This window comes from Clostridium thailandense, from assembly GCF_019207025.1.
Taxonomy (GTDB): domain Bacteria; phylum Bacillota; class Clostridia; order Clostridiales; family Clostridiaceae; genus Clostridium_AM; species Clostridium_AM thailandense.
This window is the reverse complement of the sequence record NZ_JAEEGC010000076.1, coordinates 1-17,880: the sequence shown is the minus strand read 5'-3', so window position 1 is coordinate 17,880 and position 17,880 is coordinate 1. Positions and strand designations below refer to the sequence as shown.

The window sequence follows — 17,880 nt, the reverse complement described above, 5'->3', positions numbered from 1 at the left end:
TTAGCTTTTTCAAAAATATGGGCTTTAGACTTGTCAAAAGTATTTATCGTGCTGAAAGAATGTAAATATATCCCGGATCATAAGTTAAGTGTCGGCCGTGGATGTCTATATATATTTGACTATAAAAATGGAAAATGTGCCTATGTGTATTGTCATAATTAGACATAAATGATTATTTTAAAGAATATAAAATTTTACAATATTTCTATGATAGTATATCATTATATTGTAAATACTGTCGAATAAGGAGATTAAACATGGAAAGCTGTTTAAATAATACGGAAAGCTTCTATAGGGATATAGAAGAATATAAAACTGATATCAATGAAATTATTAAAGATATGATTTATAAAAAGGAAAGATTAGTATTTGCCATTGTTGCAGAAAAATCAGGTGTAACACGCTTTGTAATAAGACGACATCCAGAACTAAGAAATTATATACTACAAAAAATGGTCTACTACAAAGAATTGCATGTTATAGATCAAAAAATAGATAGAGCTGTTAACAGTCTTATAAAATCTAATATAAGTCTAACCTTTATGTCAATAGCAAGTAAATGTAAGTTCAGTTCAGATGATATTTATCGAAATAGATACATAAAAAATAAAATTATTAACATAATTGCCAATAATCTGAAAGACAGAACTGTTAGAAATAAAAATTAATAAAGTATAAAAAGCTAATTCTAATTAAAGATTTTAATTAGAATTAGCTTTTTTAACATAAAGCACAATTTTTATCCTAATAGTGCCATATATATTGGAATAAATACTAAACTAGATATAGTAGTAACAACAGTCATTATAGTTGCATATTTGTGATCTGCCCCATAGCTTCTAGCTACTATAGCAGTATTAGTCATTACAGGCATAGCAGCCTGTACAACAAACACCTTTTTCATCAATTCCGGTACTGGAAAATAGTGTGCCATAACAAATATTAATATAGGTGATATGATAAATCTTCCAAAAAGTATGGCAACCATATCAATGTTTATTTTTATTTCACTTGTATCTACAGAGTATATAGTTATTCCAATGAATAGCATTGATACTGGAGTAGTTAAATTTCCAAAATATTTGCAGGTGTCCATTATAAATTGTGGTAATTTAACATTTAATGTTATAAAGACTAGTGCTACAACAAATCCCATTAATGGCGGCGATACTATTCTTTTAAATGTCTCTTTAGAAAATATGCTTGATTTTTTTGATTGTCCATCTGCACTTATACCATAAGCTCCAATTGTCCAAAAAAAGCTCGTATTGGCTATATAATAAAGCAAAACGTAGGGTATACTCTTTGACCCAAAAAGTGCAAGATTTACAGGAAGTCCTATAAAAATAGAATTTGATACAAAAAACATGGATCTAAAAGTTCCAATTCTATTTTTATCTACCTTTATAATTTTAGATACAATTATTGCAATTAAATAGCATAATGCTATTGAAGTGAATGGAATAATTAATCCCTTTCCTAAGCTATTTAACTTATCTTTATCAAAGTTACCCATTAAATCAGATATCATAAGACATGGAAGTGATACATTACATACCAACCTCGAAAAAACCTTTGATGTCTTCTCATCAAACCATCCCTTAGAGGTTAACACATATCCTACAGTAATCATTATAACAATACTTAAAACACTTCCTAGAGCATTTACTACAGCCATATTTATCATCTCCCTCTGCCACCCCTACTATTATTACATAATATTCAATTAAATAAAAGTTTTACTATATAATTTTTTTGTATATAATTGAATAATTATAAATTACTATTTGCTTTATTTTTCTCCATTTTTTTGTTTTTGCAAGTACAAGTCCATTTTGAACCTTATTGGCACCTAAAATGGCCCTCAATCCAATTGTTTTTATTATTTTTTGAAACACTAATATATTGAACTTGCATTTTCTTCTTTCTTTTATTATAATATACTTATAAATAATATTTATATAAATACGAGGTGAGGCCAATGAAAATAGTATCTGATTTCAAATTAAAACTTAATAAAAAAAATATTATAGAGACAGTTCAATCTTACTGCCAAACACCTCAGTACGAGGAACTAAGTAAAATGTATGATGATTTGTTTCCTTATCTTATTAATAATTCAACTCCTTTAGGGATGTACAAAATAGATAGGAAACCAACAGAATTAAAGATAAATTCTTTAAAAGAGTGCAGTAGTATAGTGTATTGTCTTGTAACGATAGGCGATGAGTCTTGCAAAAAAGTTGAAAGCCTATTTGCAGAAGGAAAGTTCTTTGAGGCAATTTTACTTGATACCATGGCTAGTTCTTATTTATTCCATGTAAGTTCTGATTTATTTGATAAAATATGTTTAGATTCTCATGAATTAGGATTAGGACTTACTTGTAAAATTGCACCTGGTGATGGTGAAATTGATTTGGAATATCAAAAGGAAATTGTAGATATATTCAGAAATGATGATATTCATTCTATAAGAGTTGTAAATGATTGTATGCTATATCCTGCAAAATCAATGTCTTATATATACGGTGCTGATTCCGAGTTAGCATATAATAATAAAGACCACTCCTGTGAAGATTGTAATAATGTATTTTGTAAAATGAGAAATATAAATTTTAAGAGTCAAAAACCAATTTTTGAAGATAAGGAAGACTGCGCTTAAATACGTAGTCTTCTTATTATTTACCTTTCATTTTCAGAGCCTTAGATACTTCATCAATTAAATTATCTTCATCAAAAGGCTTAACAACAAATCCCCTGGCTCCTGCATCAATTGCCTCTTTTACAATTGCCTGCTGTCCCATAGCTGAACAAACTATAATATGAGCATTTGAATCAATTTTGATAATTTCCTTAACTGCCTCTAAGCCATTCATACCTTCCATAGTTAAATCCATAGTAACTACATCAGGCTTTAGCGCTTCATATTGAACTACAGCCCCTATTCCGTCTGAAGCTTCTCCCACAACTTCTATATTGTTTTTATTTAGAATATTTATTATTATATTCCTCATAAATTTGGAATCATCAACCACTAATACTCCCATAGTTAAGATATATCTCCTTTGTTTTAATCTCAAGTCCACATAAAATGCAGCTATATTATCTAAATGTTGCATAATTTCAAATTTAATAGTCAATTATAACTATCGTACAAAATTTTAATAAACTTTATTATTAGTTCAAAATTACTCTATTTATTTTACTCTCTAGTAGTTTATAACACAAATATATTTTTTCTGCAATAAACAAACTAAAAAATCTCAATTTTATTTTTTTAACTTTTTAGCTAAAAATAATCTCTTAATCTTAATTATATTATATTACTTCAATAAACGCTACCTATTGGGTATATAAAACAAAATATTATAATATACTTAATATATATACTTAAGTTGCCATTTGTCATGGTATTAATAAATATGTTAAAATAGTATAAAAAACAATATAAAGGAGGGAATATTATGGATAACCTGATTCCTTCACTTATGGGCGCAGCACAAATTACTCTTTTAGATATAGTATTAAGTGGAGATAATATTGGTGTAATTGCTCTTGCAACAAGAAAACTTCCCAGACACCTCGCTAAAAAGGCTTCTGCCATAGGTGTGTTTGGTGCAGTTTTACTTCGAATTATATTTGCATCACTTATAACATATATTTTAATGATTGAATGGCTTCCTATAAGATTAGTAGGTGGAATAATCCTTGTAAAAATCACTTGGAATTTTATTAAACCTGATACCAAAGAAGAAGACTGTAACGTACAACCCACTAATAAATTTATAGGTGCAATATGGAGCATTATACTAGCAGATGTTACTATGAGTTTAGATAATGTTCTCGCTATCGCTGGAGCTGCAGGTGGAAATATATTGCTTATTATATTTGGACTTCTATTGAATATACCAATTATATTTTTCGGAAGTCAATACGTTGCAAAGTTAATGAATAAGCATCCTATTGTACCTTACATAGGCGGAGCAGTTCTTGCTCATACTTCTTTAAAAATGATTTTAGAAGATAAATTATTAAATCCTATTGTATTACATTTTAGTATATTGACTATCATTTTACCTTACAGTGCAGCTTTTCTTACAATTATTTATGGTTTTTACATAATTAGAAAACCAAAATGCTATAGTTTCAAAGAATACAGAAAAAAAAAGATTTAGTTTCTAATAGAAAGCCTACATAAGATGCAGGCTTTCTACATATCCAAGTATTTACATACCGCTTATAAATCTTGACAACTTAAACTATTTTTTCAATAATCTACTCTTCTTCAAATAAAACTAGACCTACTAGACCAGGTCCACTATGAACTCCTGATACAGGACTTATATAACCTTCAAAAACTGCCTTTGTTACATTAGGATGCTTAGAAAGCTCATCAAAAGCCATTTTTGAATCTTCCAACGCATGTCCGTGTAATGCATAAAACTTGCATTTCTTTTTATCTAAAATATTCTTCACAAGTTCTACTATTTTATTTAAAGACTGCTTTCTTCCCCTAACCTTTTCATGAGTGTAATATTTACCATCATTTATATCTACTGATACTATAGGCTTTATATTTAAAAGCTCTCCTATTGTACCTGAAACCTTACCTATTCTACCACCTTTCTTTAAATAGTCTAAAGTACCAACAACAAAAAAAAGATGAACTCGTTTTCTTATAGACGGTATAGCTTCAACTATTTCCTCAAAGCTTTTTCCTTGTTCAACAAGTTTTCCACACTCTTCTATAATTGCACCCTCACCAGCTGAAATAGATTTTGAATCAAATATATAAGTAGTGATACCTGGATGATTCTCACTTACTACCTTTAAACCATTATAAATTCCTGAAAGGCCTGAAGATAAAACTACAGCTATGGCATGAGTATATCCTTGCTCTTCTAGTGATTCAAACAAATTTTCCATATCCTCCAAAGCAGGCATAGATGATGTAGGAACTTCCTTCTCTAAATTTCCATAAACCTCTTCTGGTGTTATTTCTATCTTGTCCTTATATTCCCTATCTTTATATATTATCCTAAAAGGAAGTACATTTATATTATATTTTTCTATGATTGCATCTGTGAGATCACTTGTAGTATCAGTGATTAAAGCTATTTTACTCAAAATTTTTCCTCCTTTATATTCTAAATCATCTTAGAATATATGTCTTGTTAGTCTATATAATTAATTATATCACTATAATGTTCATTATTAACAGCTACACTATTAATATAATATTATTTTAATCTTATTCTCAAATTTAATTCCTATCCAAAAGATTATCTTTATAAAAAGAGCTGTCGTAATAAGCTATCCAAGGCCTACACTTAACTCATACTCCAGGAAATATTTACATTTTGTAGGACACAATAAATACTTTTCATAAGTCTAAAGTATTTGTTATGCTTTCCTAAATGTAAATTTTCCCCTGCACATGAGTTAAGTGCTTGGTTTGGATAGCTTACGACAGCCCTTTTATATATAATCCCTATCATAAATTCATTTAAAGACACCCTATTGATTTACTCTAAAAATCTATTCTATTTTCTATTATATAAGACGTTGCTATAAACATCAGTATAAATAACATAACACTAAAAATTGTTGCTGCTATATTAATTGAAATATTGCTTGGTCCATAAAGGCTAATTTGTGATTGAGCTGAAAGTAAATTCAACTTAAAACTTTGAGGAAAAGTATTTGATATTGACATAGTAATTTTACCAACTATTAAAGAAAAAATTACAAATATCACAAAAGCACCTAGCTTGCCAAATTTTCTCTTTCTAATTGCTATTTTACTTAACGATATTGAGAAATAAATTGTGGTTAGAAAAAACACATAATTTATTAGACTGCTTATAATACTTATTGGTGCTAAATTAGGATTTATATTACTAAAAACTATTTGAGCGTTGTTTCGAAAATTATCTATACTTTGTAAACTAATGAAATTAAATATTAGTGCTACAGCTCCAACTATTAAAACTTGTATAATTGATGTTATAAGTTTTGAACCTAATATAGAATAACCAGTCTGAGGTAATGTGAATAATAAATATCCACTATCTTCATACATATCTCTACTAAATAGTTTTATATTCCATATTAGAACTACAATTGCCGCTGCAAAACTAACTAAAAACGATAAAGATACTATTGCTCCTCTTGGCCAAGTATTCATTCTAGTATACAAAAGTATATTTATAAGTGCTATTATACCTAGTATAATAATAAAGTCCTTAAAGTAACCTTTTAATTCATATTTTATTAAATTAAACATCTTTAAATACCTCCCTATATAACTGATCTATAGACATTGCTTTTTCATTTCTCAATTCTTCAGCATTACCAGTTAAAATTATTTTTCCATTTGAAATAAATGCCACATCATCGAATAATCTTTCAATATCATTTACTAAATGAGTGGTTATAATTATTGAACTGTCTTCACTATAGCTATTCAATATAGCATCGAGTATTTTTTCCCTTGTTGTAGGATCTACACCACCTAAAGGTTCATCTAATATATATAATTTTGCCTTTCTTGAAAGTACTAAAGTTAAATACAACTTCTCGCTCATTCCCTTTGATAATGTGGTAATTTTACTATTAATGTCTAGATTCATAAATTCCAAAAGTTCTTTTGCTTTTTTTTCGTCGAAATCTCTATAAAAATCTCTAAAGTAATCTACTGCATCTTTAATTTTCATCCATTTAAATAAATAATCCTTATCTGGCAGATATGATACTATGGATTTTGTATATACGCCTGGTTTATGGCCATCTATTAATATTTCACCATTTGTAGGTTTTAAAAGCCCTGCTGCAATTTTTAGAAAAGTTGTTTTTCCACTCCCATTAGGGCCTAAAAGCCCAACAATCTTCCCTTTTTCAATTTCCAAATCCATTCCATCTAAAGCTTTCTTATTTAAATAGCCTTTTTCTAGCTTTGATGCCTTTAATACATTATCCATCTAAACTTCCTCCTTAACTTTTTCTTCAACTATACTTAAAATTTCCTTGGCACTAAATCCAATGCTTTTCATTCCCACTAAAAAATTATTTATAATCTCTTTAGACATTTCCTTTTTCAATTCTGTAATCACTTCTTCATCCTTCATTACAAAAGTCCCCATTCCCCTTTGTGTATAAGTAATTCCTTCTCTCTCAAGCTCCTGGTAAGCTCTTTGAAGAGTATTAGGATTTACTTTTAATTCTCCAGCCATCTCCCTTACAGATGGAAGTTTATCTCCTGGCTTCAATACTTTTGTGACTATATCCCTTTTAATTAAATTCATTATTTGTATATATATAGGAACTTTTTGTTCAAAATCCAAACTCATTTTTACACCTCCAAATAACAATGTTTTAGTGTATTATTAAAATGGTACACTAAAACATTATATATGTCAATATTCTTTTAGTATTCTTAACAATAATTTTCCATATAAATCAAATAAGAGGCTGTTACTTAAGACAGCCCCTACATAAAATCAAATTCTCTTTAAATTTTAAACTTTTTAATTAAGGTGTTCAGATTATTAGAATAACCTTCTAATTTCTCTAATGATGAAACTATTTCTTGAAGTCCCGCTGCCTGTTGTTCAGTAGACGCACTGACTTCCTCTGTAGTAGCGGCTATTTCCTGTGATACAGAAGATACTTCTTCTATCTTTAAAACAACGTTATCTTTATGACAGCTTATTTTATTTAAGGATTTATCTACAACTTCAATACTTTCCTCCAGTTCTACAGTATTTTTAAATATATCTTCAAAGGCTTGTTTCGTAATTTGAACACTTTGTCCTGTACTTTCACTTAGAGACATATTATAATCTACTTTTGTTAAGAGTTCTGAAATACTTAATTTTATTTCATTTATCACTTTATTTATTAGAAATGCAGATTCTGATGACTGTTCTGCAAGCTCTCTAACCTCTGCTGCAACAACAGCAAACCCTTTTCCTGCCTCCCCTGCTCTAGCTGCTTCTATACTAGCATTTAATGCTAAAAGATTTGTTTGCTCTGTTATAGCAGTTATAGTCTCGGTTATACTACTTATCTCATTAGATTTTTCTGATAAATCCTTAATTTTAACTGATAATTCTTTGCTTGCGTTTGATGTTATTGCAAATTTTTCGTTCAAATCTTTGACTATTTTTGTGCCGTTTCCAGTTGAATTCTTAACTCCCATTGAGATTTGCACCATATTTTCTGCTCTAGAAATTGATTCTACCACTTCATTTTCAAGTTGGATAATCAAATTTTGACTTTCATCCATAGATTCCGCCTGTTTCCCTGCCCCAGTAGCTATTTCCTGAACTACTTTAGCTATTTCTTCACCTGCAGCATTCGATTGCTCTGCTATAATTTTTAATTTACCTGAAGATGCATCTATGTTATCTGAAACTGCATGTATGCTGCTTAAAATAGAAACCATTTCGTTTCTTACAGTATTTATACCTTCTGTGATTTTATGTATTTCATGAATAGAAATACGGTCACTATCAAGCTCTTCTGTAAAATCCCCATCTTTCATTCTTTCAAGTATTTTTTCTAGACTTAATACTGGATTTGTTATTAACTTAGAGCTTAAACTGCCTAAAAATAAAGCTAATAACAGAGAAACCAAAGATACTACTATTATAGTATTTCTTGCACTGTTTACCTTCCCTAAAAGTTCGCTTTGAGGACAAAATGTAGCTGCTATCCATCCTGTTGAACTATCTTTCATAGTACAAATAAAATAGTTTGTACCATTTATGTTGTCTTCATAAGTTTCACCATTGCTAGATATAACCTTTGATATCCAGCTTAAATCTTTAGGAGTTTTATTTAGAATACTATTATCCTTACTTCCTATAACAGTTCCATTCCTGTCAAATAAAACAATATATCCCTTTTCACCTACTGTTTTTGTTCCAACTAATTTTGAAATTTCATCAAGTTTTATGTCTATAGCCGTTACTCCTACTAACTCTCCATTTGAAGAGTCCTTTACAGTCTTTGCAAAAGTCACCATAAAAGTTCCTTTTTTCAGGCTATCTTCATAGGGATCTGTAATTACAATTTGTCCATTTTTACTTACCGCATCCTTATACCACGGCCTTTGCCTAGGGTCAAAACCTGCTGGAACTTCTTGAGTTGGCTGCACAATAAACATTCCATTTGTCGTTCCTATGTATGCATTAGTAATATTTTTATGCGATTGAACAATACCATTTAAAGTTCCAATGAATCTAGTACTGCTTTGAGTATCCTTCAATATAGCTTGAGCATCCGTATTTAACGTAAGCATTTCTGTAATTGATGAGTTACTTACAGTCTGTGTATTTATTACAGACATTATTTCTGATAAATTGCTTTTAAATAAGCTATTCAGCTCTTCCTTAAAAATTTTTGTTTGAGACATGTAACTGAATATTCCTACAACTGCAAGTGGTATGATAGCTGCAGCACATAGTAATCCCACCATTACTCCTCTAATACTTTTTTTCCTTTTCATATTGGTCTCTCCTTTTTTAACTAAACTTCATTTACTTAAAATGAATACAATCGGTTTATATTGCTTTTTCGCATATGCTCAATTTTCACACATATCCATAATAATTATAATATAAATCTGTCATTTTTTGCACATATTTATTTAAATTCAGAATTAAATTTTTTATAACTTGCATTAATGTAATCTTTTTACAATCAATTTGTATTAAATTCATTGTAAGTAGTAAACTTTAGATAAAGACATAACTAAGTATATAAGGAGATATAATTTTCTAAATTGTTTAGACCTTAAGCTGAATATAGAAAGAACACGTAAACATATTCATGTGTTAGAATAATTATTACAGAAAAAACGTTCTGTCTAAGATCTATAGAATAATCCACCTACTAATTTAGAATACTAATATAGAAATATATTTAGTAGGTGATGATGTCTATGGAAAAACAAAGAACTCGTATAAGATTTAATAAAAACTATGATGCTTTGGAAAATAAAGAAAATCCCAAAAAATTCAGTGCTTCTCATCTGGCTGGTCTTGGAGTAGGTGGTGTTATAGGAGCTGGATACTTTTTAGGTTGTGGCCTTGCAATTCATGAGTCAGGTCCTTCTGTTGTTATTGCATATTTGCTTGGAGGATTAATAATGCTTCAAGTTCTTGGCTCTATGACAAGTATAAATGTAAATCGACTTACTCACGGATCTTTTAGGGTTTATACTGAACAATTTTGCGGTCCATATTTAGGATTCTTATTAGGTTGGATAGTTTTTATAAGTGGTATATTTACAATAGCTTCTGAATCTATTGCTATGTCTGTATTTATTAAATTTTGGTTTCCTAATATTCCTCTACCAGCAACCTCTGTATTTTTTACATTTTTAATAGTCATTATTAATTCATTAAATATGGAAAATTTCGGACGAATTGAAGGGACGATGGCAGCTTTAAAGATATTAGCTTTGATACTATTTATTGTTTTAGGGGCATACGCGCTTATTTTTAATCCTTTGCCTACCTATCCAAAAAATTTTACAAGCATAAGAGCATTTTTTCCAAATGGTATTTCTGGATTTTTTCAATCTATGCTTATTGTTATTTTCTCTTACAGCGGTATAAGTGCAATAGTAATGGCATCTTCTGAAGTAGAGAATGCTAAAACTACAATACCTAAAGCTGTCTCTTATATGTCAATAAGCATAATTTTAGTTTACATTTTATCCATGTTTACTTTAATTAGTTTAATTGCATGGGATAAAATATCTACAGATCAATCGCCCTTTGTTCAGGCTATAAATTCACTTAAATTATCCTGGGCAGCATATATTATTAATATTATTATATTATTAGCAGCTTTTTCAGTAATGGTTGCATCTTATTATGCAAGCATTCAGATGGTTACATCACTGGCAGAAGCAAAAAAAGCTCCATCTCTTTTTGCCAAAGCATCTAAAAAAGGTTTCTATCGTAATAGCTGGATTTTAGTTGGTGCAGTTTCTATTGTGTTAGTAGCTCTGTCATTTCTGCTATCACAAAAACTTTTTAATTATTTGGTTTCTGCTTCCTCATATTTTACATTTATAAATTGGATAACTAATTTATTTACTTATCTTATATGGCTAAAGAAACGTAATAAAAATGAAGTTTATAAATCACCATTGGTGTTAGGTAGATTCGGTGCATATGTTACTATATTAGCTATTGCCTTTATGTTTATTATGAGCTTAGGAGTGCCTGACTTTAGGATGGGATTTTATTCGGCTCTAATAATAATTACTCTAATTACTTTTAGTTATATAATTTTAAATAAAACTCATTTAGAAAATGACTAGCTAGAGCTATTAAAAAATAGTACATTACATTAAATTTAAAATCAATTAATGTAATGTACTATTTTCTATCTTATATGATAAATTAATCTGAATGCTTTTTCCCTTTATGAAGAAAGCAAAAAACATAAATGCCTACAAAAAACATAAATATACAAATAAATTGTGAAGTTGATAGAATTCCAACATTGCCTCTTGGATCTCCCCTAAATATTTCAATAATAAATCTTCCTACACTGTACAAAATCATATAAAGCCCTGATACTTGTCCTCTTTTTTGGGATTTTGATGAATAATACAAGAGTATTCCTGCTATTATAAAATCTCCAGCACTTGAAAAGAGCTGTGTTGGTATCAATAAAACTCCATTTGGAGCATACAATGAATTTTGAAATACTATACCAAAAACACTATCTGTCTCTCTTCCATAACAGCATCCTGCTTCAAAGCAGCCGATTCTTCCAAAGCCTTGAGCAAGTGCAATTGCTGGTACTATTAAATCTAAATAAGCTAAAAAATCTAACTTCTTTATTTTGCAGTAAGCATATCCTGTTAAAGCACCTCCCATAATTCCTCCGAACACCACAAAACCATTACTTAATGTTTCCACAATAAAATTAGGATTATGAATTATACTTGGAAATTCTACTATCCAAAATAGAAGTTTAGCTCCAATGAATCCTCCTACTACTCCATATATACCTAAATCCATAACTGCATCTGTGTCAAAACCTAATCTTTTTGCCCTATGCAAAGCTAATAATAATGCTGATATTATACCTATAGCTATCATAAATCCATAACTATATAATGTAAGTGAACCTAATTTAAATAATATTGGATGCATTGTTATTCCTCCTATGTTTATTTAGTGAACATATTTAAATTTACTTATTCAACTTTTCCAAGTACAAAGCTTATAATTAATATTACGAATACCAGCGAAGTGATTTTCACATATAAATAATCTTTTTCTTTTACAAAAACAATAATTGAAACACCCACACGAAACACAGGAGTTGCAATTAAAATCAATAATCCGGTTAATATTATTGCATATGGTTTAAATAATACTACTCCAGATAATATTGCAGTTGGATTTGTTGGGTATGTATTACCCATATATCCACTATCTCCAGTTATTACAAGCATTGAAAATCCAATAAATATTATGAATGCACTTAATAAAACCCCAGCCTTTAAAAATTTACTTATAATAATTTCGATCTCTTCAATCTCGCTTTTACTCATCATTTAACCCCCAATCCCTTTATGATCATCTCTATTGAAACATAAGCGAGAACAGGCACAAATATTTTTCTTATAGTTTTGCTTTTTAAATTTTGCATAATTTTAGTCCCTACTGATGCCCCAAATAGAACACCAAGAGCTACAGGAGCTGATATTTTGGGGTCTATGTCTCCTCTAAGTAAGTATACACCTGCACTTGCGGCCGCAGTTACCCCTATCATAAAATTACTAGTAGCACTTGATACCTTTAAAGGAATTTTCATAAATAAATCCATAGCCATAACTTTAAATATTCCACTTCCAATACCAAGAAGTCCTGATATAACTCCTGCTACATACATCATACCAAATCCGCCATAAACTCCATCCACATTGTATTTAACTTGCTTTTGTAAAACTTTATCATAATATTCTCCATTTAACTTAAGCTTTTTAGCTATAGGATGTAATGTTACATCTTTAGGAAGTTCATTTTTCGACTTTTTAAGCATAGCAATTGTAGAATATAATAAAAGCAGTCCGAATATAAAATAAAGGTATTTTGGGCTAATTACTCCACTTAGAAATGCTCCTGTAATTGCTCCTGTAGTTGTAGCTATTTCGAGGAACATACCTATTCTTATATTGGTAATCTTATCTTTTATGTAAACAATAGCCGCACCACTTGACGTGGCAATTACTGATACTATACTTGCACCTATAGCATATTTTATATCCACTCCAAATAGTAAAGTTAATGCTGGAGTAATTATAATTCCTCCTCCAAGACCAAGAATAGAACCTAATATACCAGCTATAATTGATATTATAAATATTTTCATAGCTATTACAATCAACTTATCTCCCCCTAATCTCTGTCTTTTCTTATATACTTTTCTATTACCATTAAACTTGCACCTATGGCAATAGCATCTTCTTTAAATCCCCCCCCCTTACTAAATACAACTGCATTGTTTAAATAATTGATTTTATGGAATGTGTTAATGCACATATCATAGTAACGCTTATAATTTTTAATTAATGGTCCACATAAAATTACTAGCTGAGGATTTAATATTCTTACAAGATTAGCAAGACCAATACCCAAATTCTCAGCGCCCTTGTCAACAATTTCTGTGGCAAACTCATCATTTCGCATTGCTAAATCTAATACTTTTTTATACTCTTCTTCTCTTACTTCTTCATTGGCATTATTATTATTATTATTTTTTGTCCTTAAATTATACCTTTTAATCATTGCATCAATGGATGAATAACTTTCTATGCATCCTTTATTGCCACAAATACATCTTTCACCATTTGAATCTACAATCATATGTGCAAAGGCATCTTCTGAATCATTCATTGTTCTAATAATAATTCCATCATTTATAACTGCTGACCTTATTCCAATTCCACAATGTATGTATACAATACTTTTCAGATCTTTTCCTTTACCAAATAAGTATTCAGCTAGAACCGCAGTATTGGCTCCATTATCTATAAAACATGGAATTGAAATTTTTTTCTCGATCATCTCCTTTATAGCTACATTAGACCAGCTCTTATTAAAGAAATTTTTAGGACTTATCATAATACCTCTTTTTCTATCCAATGGACCTACAGTACCTACACCTATTCCTAGTACTTCATTTTTACTTATTGATAACTCCAATAATTTTTGCTCTATTAAATCAGTAATTTTATCAACAGTTTTTTCTGGCGAAAAGCTATCATCCATATAAAACTTTTCTTCTTTTAAAATAATCATTCTCAAGTTTACTATGATAATCTTTACATACGTTCTCGATATATCAACTCCTATAACATATGCTCCTGTTTGTGCTGTACCATATTCTACAGCCTTTCTACCTCCCGTTGATTCTGATATTCCTGCTTCCATTATTAGTTTTTTATCTTCAAGGCTTTTCATTACTCTATTTAAAGTCGTTAATGTCATACCTGTTTTAACTTGTAAGTTTTTCTTTGTGATTTGTCCTTCCTTATGAATAATATTTAATGTTTCCAAATCTCTATCTAATAATTTACTTAAAATTTCCCTCATATAAAACTCCTTTCAATATTATTATATATCTTTTAACCATTTTGGCAATAAGTTATTTAATAGATCTTATAAATAGTTTAAAATTTTTATATGTGCCTTCAGCTTTGGTAACATCTCCCTGCATATAAATTTACTTTCTGTTGTAGGTATCTATAAAGTAATTAATCTGTATTATTAAGATAAATATATTTTGATACAGGTGGTTCTATCTTTTTAACACTTTTAACCTTTATTAATGGTATTAAAGAGTCTTGCTTGTTATCATCATAGTAAGTGGTGTCTAAAGTTCCTGTTACTTGTACCCATGTACCCTTATCAAACTTCTGACCTTTGTAGTCGCATAAAAGGCCCACTGTTTGTGCATCTGCAGCACAACATATCATAAGCATTCTTGCAATAATGAATCTGCCATCCTTTATATTTTCATCTCTATATACAAATCCTGTTAAATTTATCTTATAATTTTTGAATTTATTAGGTTCCTCACTGATCGCATTAAGAAAAGCAAAATAATTTTTGTCATTCATAATAATTTCACTGTTTGTGTTTTTAATTTCATTATTAATAATTCTTTTTGTACTTACAGCAGTACTATCTTGTGTAAAATTCACACCTTTTGCTTCTGTTATACCTTGAGTTAAACCGATTGGATTAACCAAAAATCCAATAATCACCGGAATAGCAAATATCAAGTAACCAAATTTGGGCTTTCCCTCTGGGGTATTTAATATCTTAGGTATTTGAAAAATTCCTAGGATTGATAATGAAACTGAAGCAAATATAACATATTTATTCATATTAGGGTTTATAAACATACTAATTTCACCTAAATGAACTAGCCTGTAAAAATAAAATGAAATTGCAAAAAGAAGTATAAGCCAAGTAAATTCGCCTATGTTAAAATTAAATCTTTTATCACTCACTTTTAAAAACCTCCTGAAAATTTCAAGCTAATAGGAATTGCATAATTTGCAACTATAGCCATAATGAAGCATACAGCTATTATAAGAAAAATAAGCTTTATCGTGAATTTTCTATTGAAGGTTCCAGTAAGCATTAAAGTATTTTTTATATCAAGCATTGGTCCAAATATTAGAAATCCAATTATAGAACCTACTGTAAATTGTCCAAGAAAGGCTCTAGCTATAAAAGCATCTGTTTGAGAACAAATACATAAAACGTAAGCTAAAAGAAGCATAACTAATATGGAGTATAAACTGCCTTGCCCAATAGAAAGTATATATCTTTTTGGTACGTAAGTTTGAACAAATGCAGATATAAGCGCACCAATAATAAATAGTTTTCCTGTACTATAAGTTTCAGTGCTTGTATGATAAATTATTTCAGATAAAAAATTATATTTATGTTTGTGGTCAATATGAACATGATTATGATTCTCACTGCAACCACATCTACAACTATTTATTTGAATATTATATTTTAAAACATTACCTGTATGTAATATATCAATTAAATATCCTATAAGGACAGCTGATATTACACCAAAGAGCACCCTTGCTAGGACTATGTATGGTTTTCCATAAAATGCATAGTAAGTAGAAAATATGACTATAGGATTGACTATAGGTACAGAAACCATAAAAGCTATAGCCATGCCTATTGGAATTTTTTTCTTTATAAGCCTTCTAGTTATAGGTATTATTGCACAATCACATACTGGGAAAATTAGTCCAACTAATGCCGCCAATATCAAACCTACAATTCTATTTTTAGGTATAAGCTTTACAATCTTTTCTTCTGAAATAAAACTTTGAATGAAAGATGCAATTAGTGAACCTATTATTATAAATGGAAATCCTTCTAAAATCATGCTTATAAATATTGTATAAAAATTATTTAACATGTCTTCATCTATTTTAGGTAAAGTCATATTTCTCAAAATGTTGATTAGAAACAGTAGCATTACTGATGTTACCATAATTACAATTAATAACCTATTGTTTGCAGAATACTGGTTATCCTTTTCCATTTGTTACTCCTTTTTAAATGTAAATTTTTAAAATTTATAAATTTTAACTAATATTACATACAATGTAATTATTGACAAAACAGTTTTTTCTAAGTATATTATAAATGTAAATGCAAATGATTTGCAACAACTATATTGTATGAGGAGTGATCAAAATGTATAAAAAAATAACCTCAATTCTGATAGCTATATTTACTCTAGTAACTTTTTCAGGCTGTGGCAATAAAAGTGTAAACAGCGATAAAACTATTTCAGAACAGAGTTCCCAATCAAAGATACAAGTTGCTGTTTCCTTTAATGCCATAAGGGAATTTGTTGAAGCTATTGGTAAAGATAAAGTAGAAATTAGAACAATAATCCCAAACGGAACAGAACCCCATGATTTTGAACCTACAGCAAGAGACCTTGAATACTTGAGTAAATCAAAGTTGTTTGTCTATAATGGAGCTGGAATGGAGTCTTGGGCTGATAAATCAATACAAGCAGTAAATAGCAAACAATTAGTTGCTGTTGAAGCATCTAAAGGCTTTGACGCAATTAAGAGCACTGATGAAGGTGAGATTAAGGAACATGGGCAGTATGATCCCCATGTATGGATAAGTTTAAAGGGTGCAGAATTTGAGGCCAAAAATATAAAAGATGCTTTAGAAAAGATTGATCCATCCAATAGAGATTATTATGAAAAGAATTATAAGGATTTTTCAACACAGCTTAATAATTTATATGATGACTATAAGAAAAGATTTGATACTGTAAATAATAAAAACTTTGTTACGGGTCATGCTGCTTTTGCATATCTTTGTAGAGATTTCGGATTAAAACAAAATAGTGTAGAAGATGTATTTGCTGAAGGGGAACCAACACCTAAAAAAATGGCCGACTTAATCGATTATTGCAAAAAAAATAAGATAAAAACAATATTTGTAGAAGATATGGTAAGTCCAAAGGTTTCTGAAACCCTTGCAAAAGAAGTTGGAGCAAAAGTAGAAAAAATATACACTGTTGAAAGTAAAGAAGATAATAAAAATTACATAGAGAGTATGAAAGATAACTTAGATTTAATTTACAATAGCTTAAAATAGTGCTTTTTCAAGTTTAAAAAAATAAATATCAATGTAACATATGTTATTATAATTTTTAAACTATATTATCAAAATTTGTTCTATCTTATGGGGCTGTCGCACTTAGGTAAGTATGGCAGAAAGTAGACTTATTCTGCGAGATATGTTACCAGACTTCGTCACTATAAAAAATTTTAAT

General features: G+C 29.3%; 18 protein-coding genes. 5 read left to right on the top strand and 13 right to left on the bottom strand.

Translation table 11 applies throughout. The annotated features are described in order from the left end of the window. Positions 1 to 257: 257 nt before the first annotated feature. A complete protein-coding gene (locus I6U48_RS15975; protein WP_218321465.1) occupies positions 258 to 668 on the top strand; it encodes a hypothetical protein in 411 nt (136 codons plus the stop codon). 71 nt (positions 669 to 739) lie between these two features. Here the strand turns inward: I6U48_RS15975 and I6U48_RS15970 are convergent, their stop codons facing one another. Next, positions 740 to 1,678, bottom strand: a complete 939-nt coding sequence (locus I6U48_RS15970; protein ID WP_218321464.1) for an AEC family transporter — start codon at positions 1,676 to 1,678, stop codon at positions 740 to 742. Between the two features lie 303 nt (positions 1,679 to 1,981). Here I6U48_RS15970 and I6U48_RS15965 point away from each other — a divergent pair, with 303 nt between their 5' ends. Beyond that, positions 1,982 to 2,662: a 5-methyltetrahydrofolate--homocysteine methyltransferase gene (locus tag I6U48_RS15965; RefSeq protein ID WP_218321463.1), complete on the top strand. Its 681-nt coding sequence runs from the start codon at positions 1,982 to 1,984 to the stop codon at positions 2,660 to 2,662. A gap of 16 nt (positions 2,663 to 2,678) precedes the next feature. Here I6U48_RS15965 and I6U48_RS15960 read toward each other — a convergent pair whose 3' ends face one another. Beyond that, positions 2,679 to 3,047 carry a response regulator gene (locus I6U48_RS15960; RefSeq protein WP_218321462.1) on the bottom strand — a complete coding sequence of 123 codons (369 nt, stop codon included), beginning with the start codon at positions 3,045 to 3,047 and terminating at the stop codon, positions 2,679 to 2,681. Between the two features lie 417 nt (positions 3,048 to 3,464). Between I6U48_RS15960 and I6U48_RS15955 the strand changes: the two genes are divergently transcribed. Next, positions 3,465 to 4,175: a TerC family protein gene (locus I6U48_RS15955; RefSeq protein WP_218321461.1), complete on the top strand. Its 711-nt coding sequence runs from the start codon at positions 3,465 to 3,467 to the stop codon at positions 4,173 to 4,175. Positions 4,176 to 4,275: 100 nt separating this feature from the next. Here the strand turns inward: I6U48_RS15955 and I6U48_RS15950 are convergent, their stop codons facing one another. From I6U48_RS15950 to I6U48_RS15930, 5 genes are all read right to left on the bottom strand, one after another. Further along, positions 4,276 to 5,127 (bottom strand): DegV family protein, encoded by an 852-nt coding sequence (locus I6U48_RS15950; RefSeq protein ID WP_218321460.1) that lies wholly within the window; start codon positions 5,125 to 5,127, stop codon positions 4,276 to 4,278. 403 nt (positions 5,128 to 5,530) lie between these two features. Further along, entirely contained in the window at positions 5,531 to 6,286 is a 756-nt protein-coding gene (locus tag I6U48_RS15945) for a hypothetical protein (protein WP_218321459.1), read from the bottom strand. Then, a complete protein-coding gene (locus I6U48_RS15940) occupies positions 6,279 to 6,980 on the bottom strand; it encodes an ABC transporter ATP-binding protein (protein WP_218321458.1) in 702 nt (233 codons plus the stop codon). Before I6U48_RS15940 ends, I6U48_RS15945 begins: the two co-directional genes overlap by 8 nt. Continuing rightward, a complete protein-coding gene (locus I6U48_RS15935; protein ID WP_218321457.1) occupies positions 6,981 to 7,349 on the bottom strand; it encodes a GntR family transcriptional regulator in 369 nt (122 codons plus the stop codon). It abuts the gene before it with no gap. Between the two features lie 161 nt (positions 7,350 to 7,510). Then, on the bottom strand, positions 7,511 to 9,511 hold the full coding sequence (locus I6U48_RS15930; protein WP_218321456.1) for a methyl-accepting chemotaxis protein: 2,001 nt from the start codon (positions 9,509 to 9,511) through the stop codon (positions 7,511 to 7,513). A gap of 435 nt (positions 9,512 to 9,946) precedes the next feature. On the opposite strand from I6U48_RS15930, the gene I6U48_RS15925 reads away from it, so the two are divergent. Then, positions 9,947 to 11,338, top strand: a complete 1,392-nt coding sequence (locus I6U48_RS15925) for an amino acid permease (protein ID WP_218321455.1) — start codon at positions 9,947 to 9,949, stop codon at positions 11,336 to 11,338. Positions 11,339 to 11,420: 82 nt separating this feature from the next. Here I6U48_RS15925 and I6U48_RS15920 read toward each other — a convergent pair whose 3' ends face one another. The 6 genes from I6U48_RS15920 to I6U48_RS15895 form a co-directional block, all read right to left on the bottom strand. Then, the gene (locus tag I6U48_RS15920; RefSeq protein WP_218321454.1) at positions 11,421 to 12,182 is read right to left on the bottom strand and encodes a prolipoprotein diacylglyceryl transferase; all 762 of its coding nucleotides are present in this window, start codon (positions 12,180 to 12,182) and stop codon (positions 11,421 to 11,423) included. Between the two features lie 44 nt (positions 12,183 to 12,226). After that, positions 12,227 to 12,586: a DUF1634 domain-containing protein gene (locus I6U48_RS15915; protein WP_218321453.1), complete on the bottom strand. Its 360-nt coding sequence runs from the start codon at positions 12,584 to 12,586 to the stop codon at positions 12,227 to 12,229. Further along, entirely contained in the window at positions 12,586 to 13,407 is an 822-nt protein-coding gene (locus I6U48_RS15910) for a sulfite exporter TauE/SafE family protein (RefSeq protein WP_218321466.1), read from the bottom strand. Before I6U48_RS15910 ends, I6U48_RS15915 begins: the two co-directional genes overlap by 1 nt. Positions 13,408 to 13,433: 26 nt before the next feature. Then, positions 13,434 to 14,630 (bottom strand): ROK family transcriptional regulator, encoded by a 1,197-nt coding sequence (locus tag I6U48_RS15905; RefSeq protein WP_218321452.1) that lies wholly within the window; start codon positions 14,628 to 14,630, stop codon positions 13,434 to 13,436. Positions 14,631 to 14,791: 161 nt separating this feature from the next. Further along, entirely contained in the window at positions 14,792 to 15,553 is a 762-nt protein-coding gene (locus I6U48_RS15900; protein WP_218321451.1) for a TIGR03943 family putative permease subunit, read from the bottom strand. A 2-nt stretch (positions 15,554 to 15,555) separates the two neighbouring features. Beyond that, the gene (locus I6U48_RS15895; protein ID WP_218321450.1) at positions 15,556 to 16,620 is read right to left on the bottom strand and encodes a permease; all 1,065 of its coding nucleotides are present in this window, start codon (positions 16,618 to 16,620) and stop codon (positions 15,556 to 15,558) included. A gap of 155 nt (positions 16,621 to 16,775) precedes the next feature. Here I6U48_RS15895 and I6U48_RS15890 point away from each other — a divergent pair, with 155 nt between their 5' ends. After that, positions 16,776 to 17,702, top strand: a complete 927-nt coding sequence (locus I6U48_RS15890) for a metal ABC transporter substrate-binding protein (RefSeq protein ID WP_218321449.1) — start codon at positions 16,776 to 16,778, stop codon at positions 17,700 to 17,702. The last annotated feature ends 178 nt before the right edge of the window (positions 17,703 to 17,880 follow it).

Coding starts and splice junctions, on each gene's coding strand:
- I6U48_RS15940 (WP_218321458.1), bottom strand. CDS start 6,980: ATGGATAATGTATTAAAGGCATCAAAGCTAGAAAAAGGCTATTTAAAT.
- I6U48_RS15925 (WP_218321455.1), top strand. CDS start 9,947: ATGGAAAAACAAAGAACTCGTATAAGATTTAATAAAAACTATGATGCT.
- I6U48_RS15935 (WP_218321457.1), bottom strand. CDS start 7,349: ATGAGTTTGGATTTTGAACAAAAAGTTCCTATATATATACAAATAATG.
- I6U48_RS15920 (WP_218321454.1), bottom strand. CDS start 12,182: ATGCATCCAATATTATTTAAATTAGGTTCACTTACATTATATAGTTAT.
- I6U48_RS15890 (WP_218321449.1), top strand. CDS start 16,776: ATGTATAAAAAAATAACCTCAATTCTGATAGCTATATTTACTCTAGTA.
- I6U48_RS15930 (WP_218321456.1), bottom strand. CDS start 9,511: ATGAAAAGGAAAAAAAGTATTAGAGGAGTAATGGTGGGATTACTATGT.
- I6U48_RS15905 (WP_218321452.1), bottom strand. CDS start 14,630: ATGAGGGAAATTTTAAGTAAATTATTAGATAGAGATTTGGAAACATTA.
- I6U48_RS15960 (WP_218321462.1), bottom strand. CDS start 3,047: ATGGGAGTATTAGTGGTTGATGATTCCAAATTTATGAGGAATATAATA.
- I6U48_RS15970 (WP_218321464.1), bottom strand. CDS start 1,678: ATGGCTGTAGTAAATGCTCTAGGAAGTGTTTTAAGTATTGTTATAATG.
- I6U48_RS15965 (WP_218321463.1), top strand. CDS start 1,982: ATGAAAATAGTATCTGATTTCAAATTAAAACTTAATAAAAAAAATATT.
- I6U48_RS15945 (WP_218321459.1), bottom strand. CDS start 6,286: ATGTTTAATTTAATAAAATATGAATTAAAAGGTTACTTTAAGGACTTT.
- I6U48_RS15955 (WP_218321461.1), top strand. CDS start 3,465: ATGGATAACCTGATTCCTTCACTTATGGGCGCAGCACAAATTACTCTT.
- I6U48_RS15910 (WP_218321466.1), bottom strand. CDS start 13,407: ATGAAAATATTTATAATATCAATTATAGCTGGTATATTAGGTTCTATT.
- I6U48_RS15895 (WP_218321450.1), bottom strand. CDS start 16,620: ATGGAAAAGGATAACCAGTATTCTGCAAACAATAGGTTATTAATTGTA.
- I6U48_RS15915 (WP_218321453.1), bottom strand. CDS start 12,586: ATGAGTAAAAGCGAGATTGAAGAGATCGAAATTATTATAAGTAAATTT.
- I6U48_RS15975 (WP_218321465.1), top strand. CDS start 258: ATGGAAAGCTGTTTAAATAATACGGAAAGCTTCTATAGGGATATAGAA.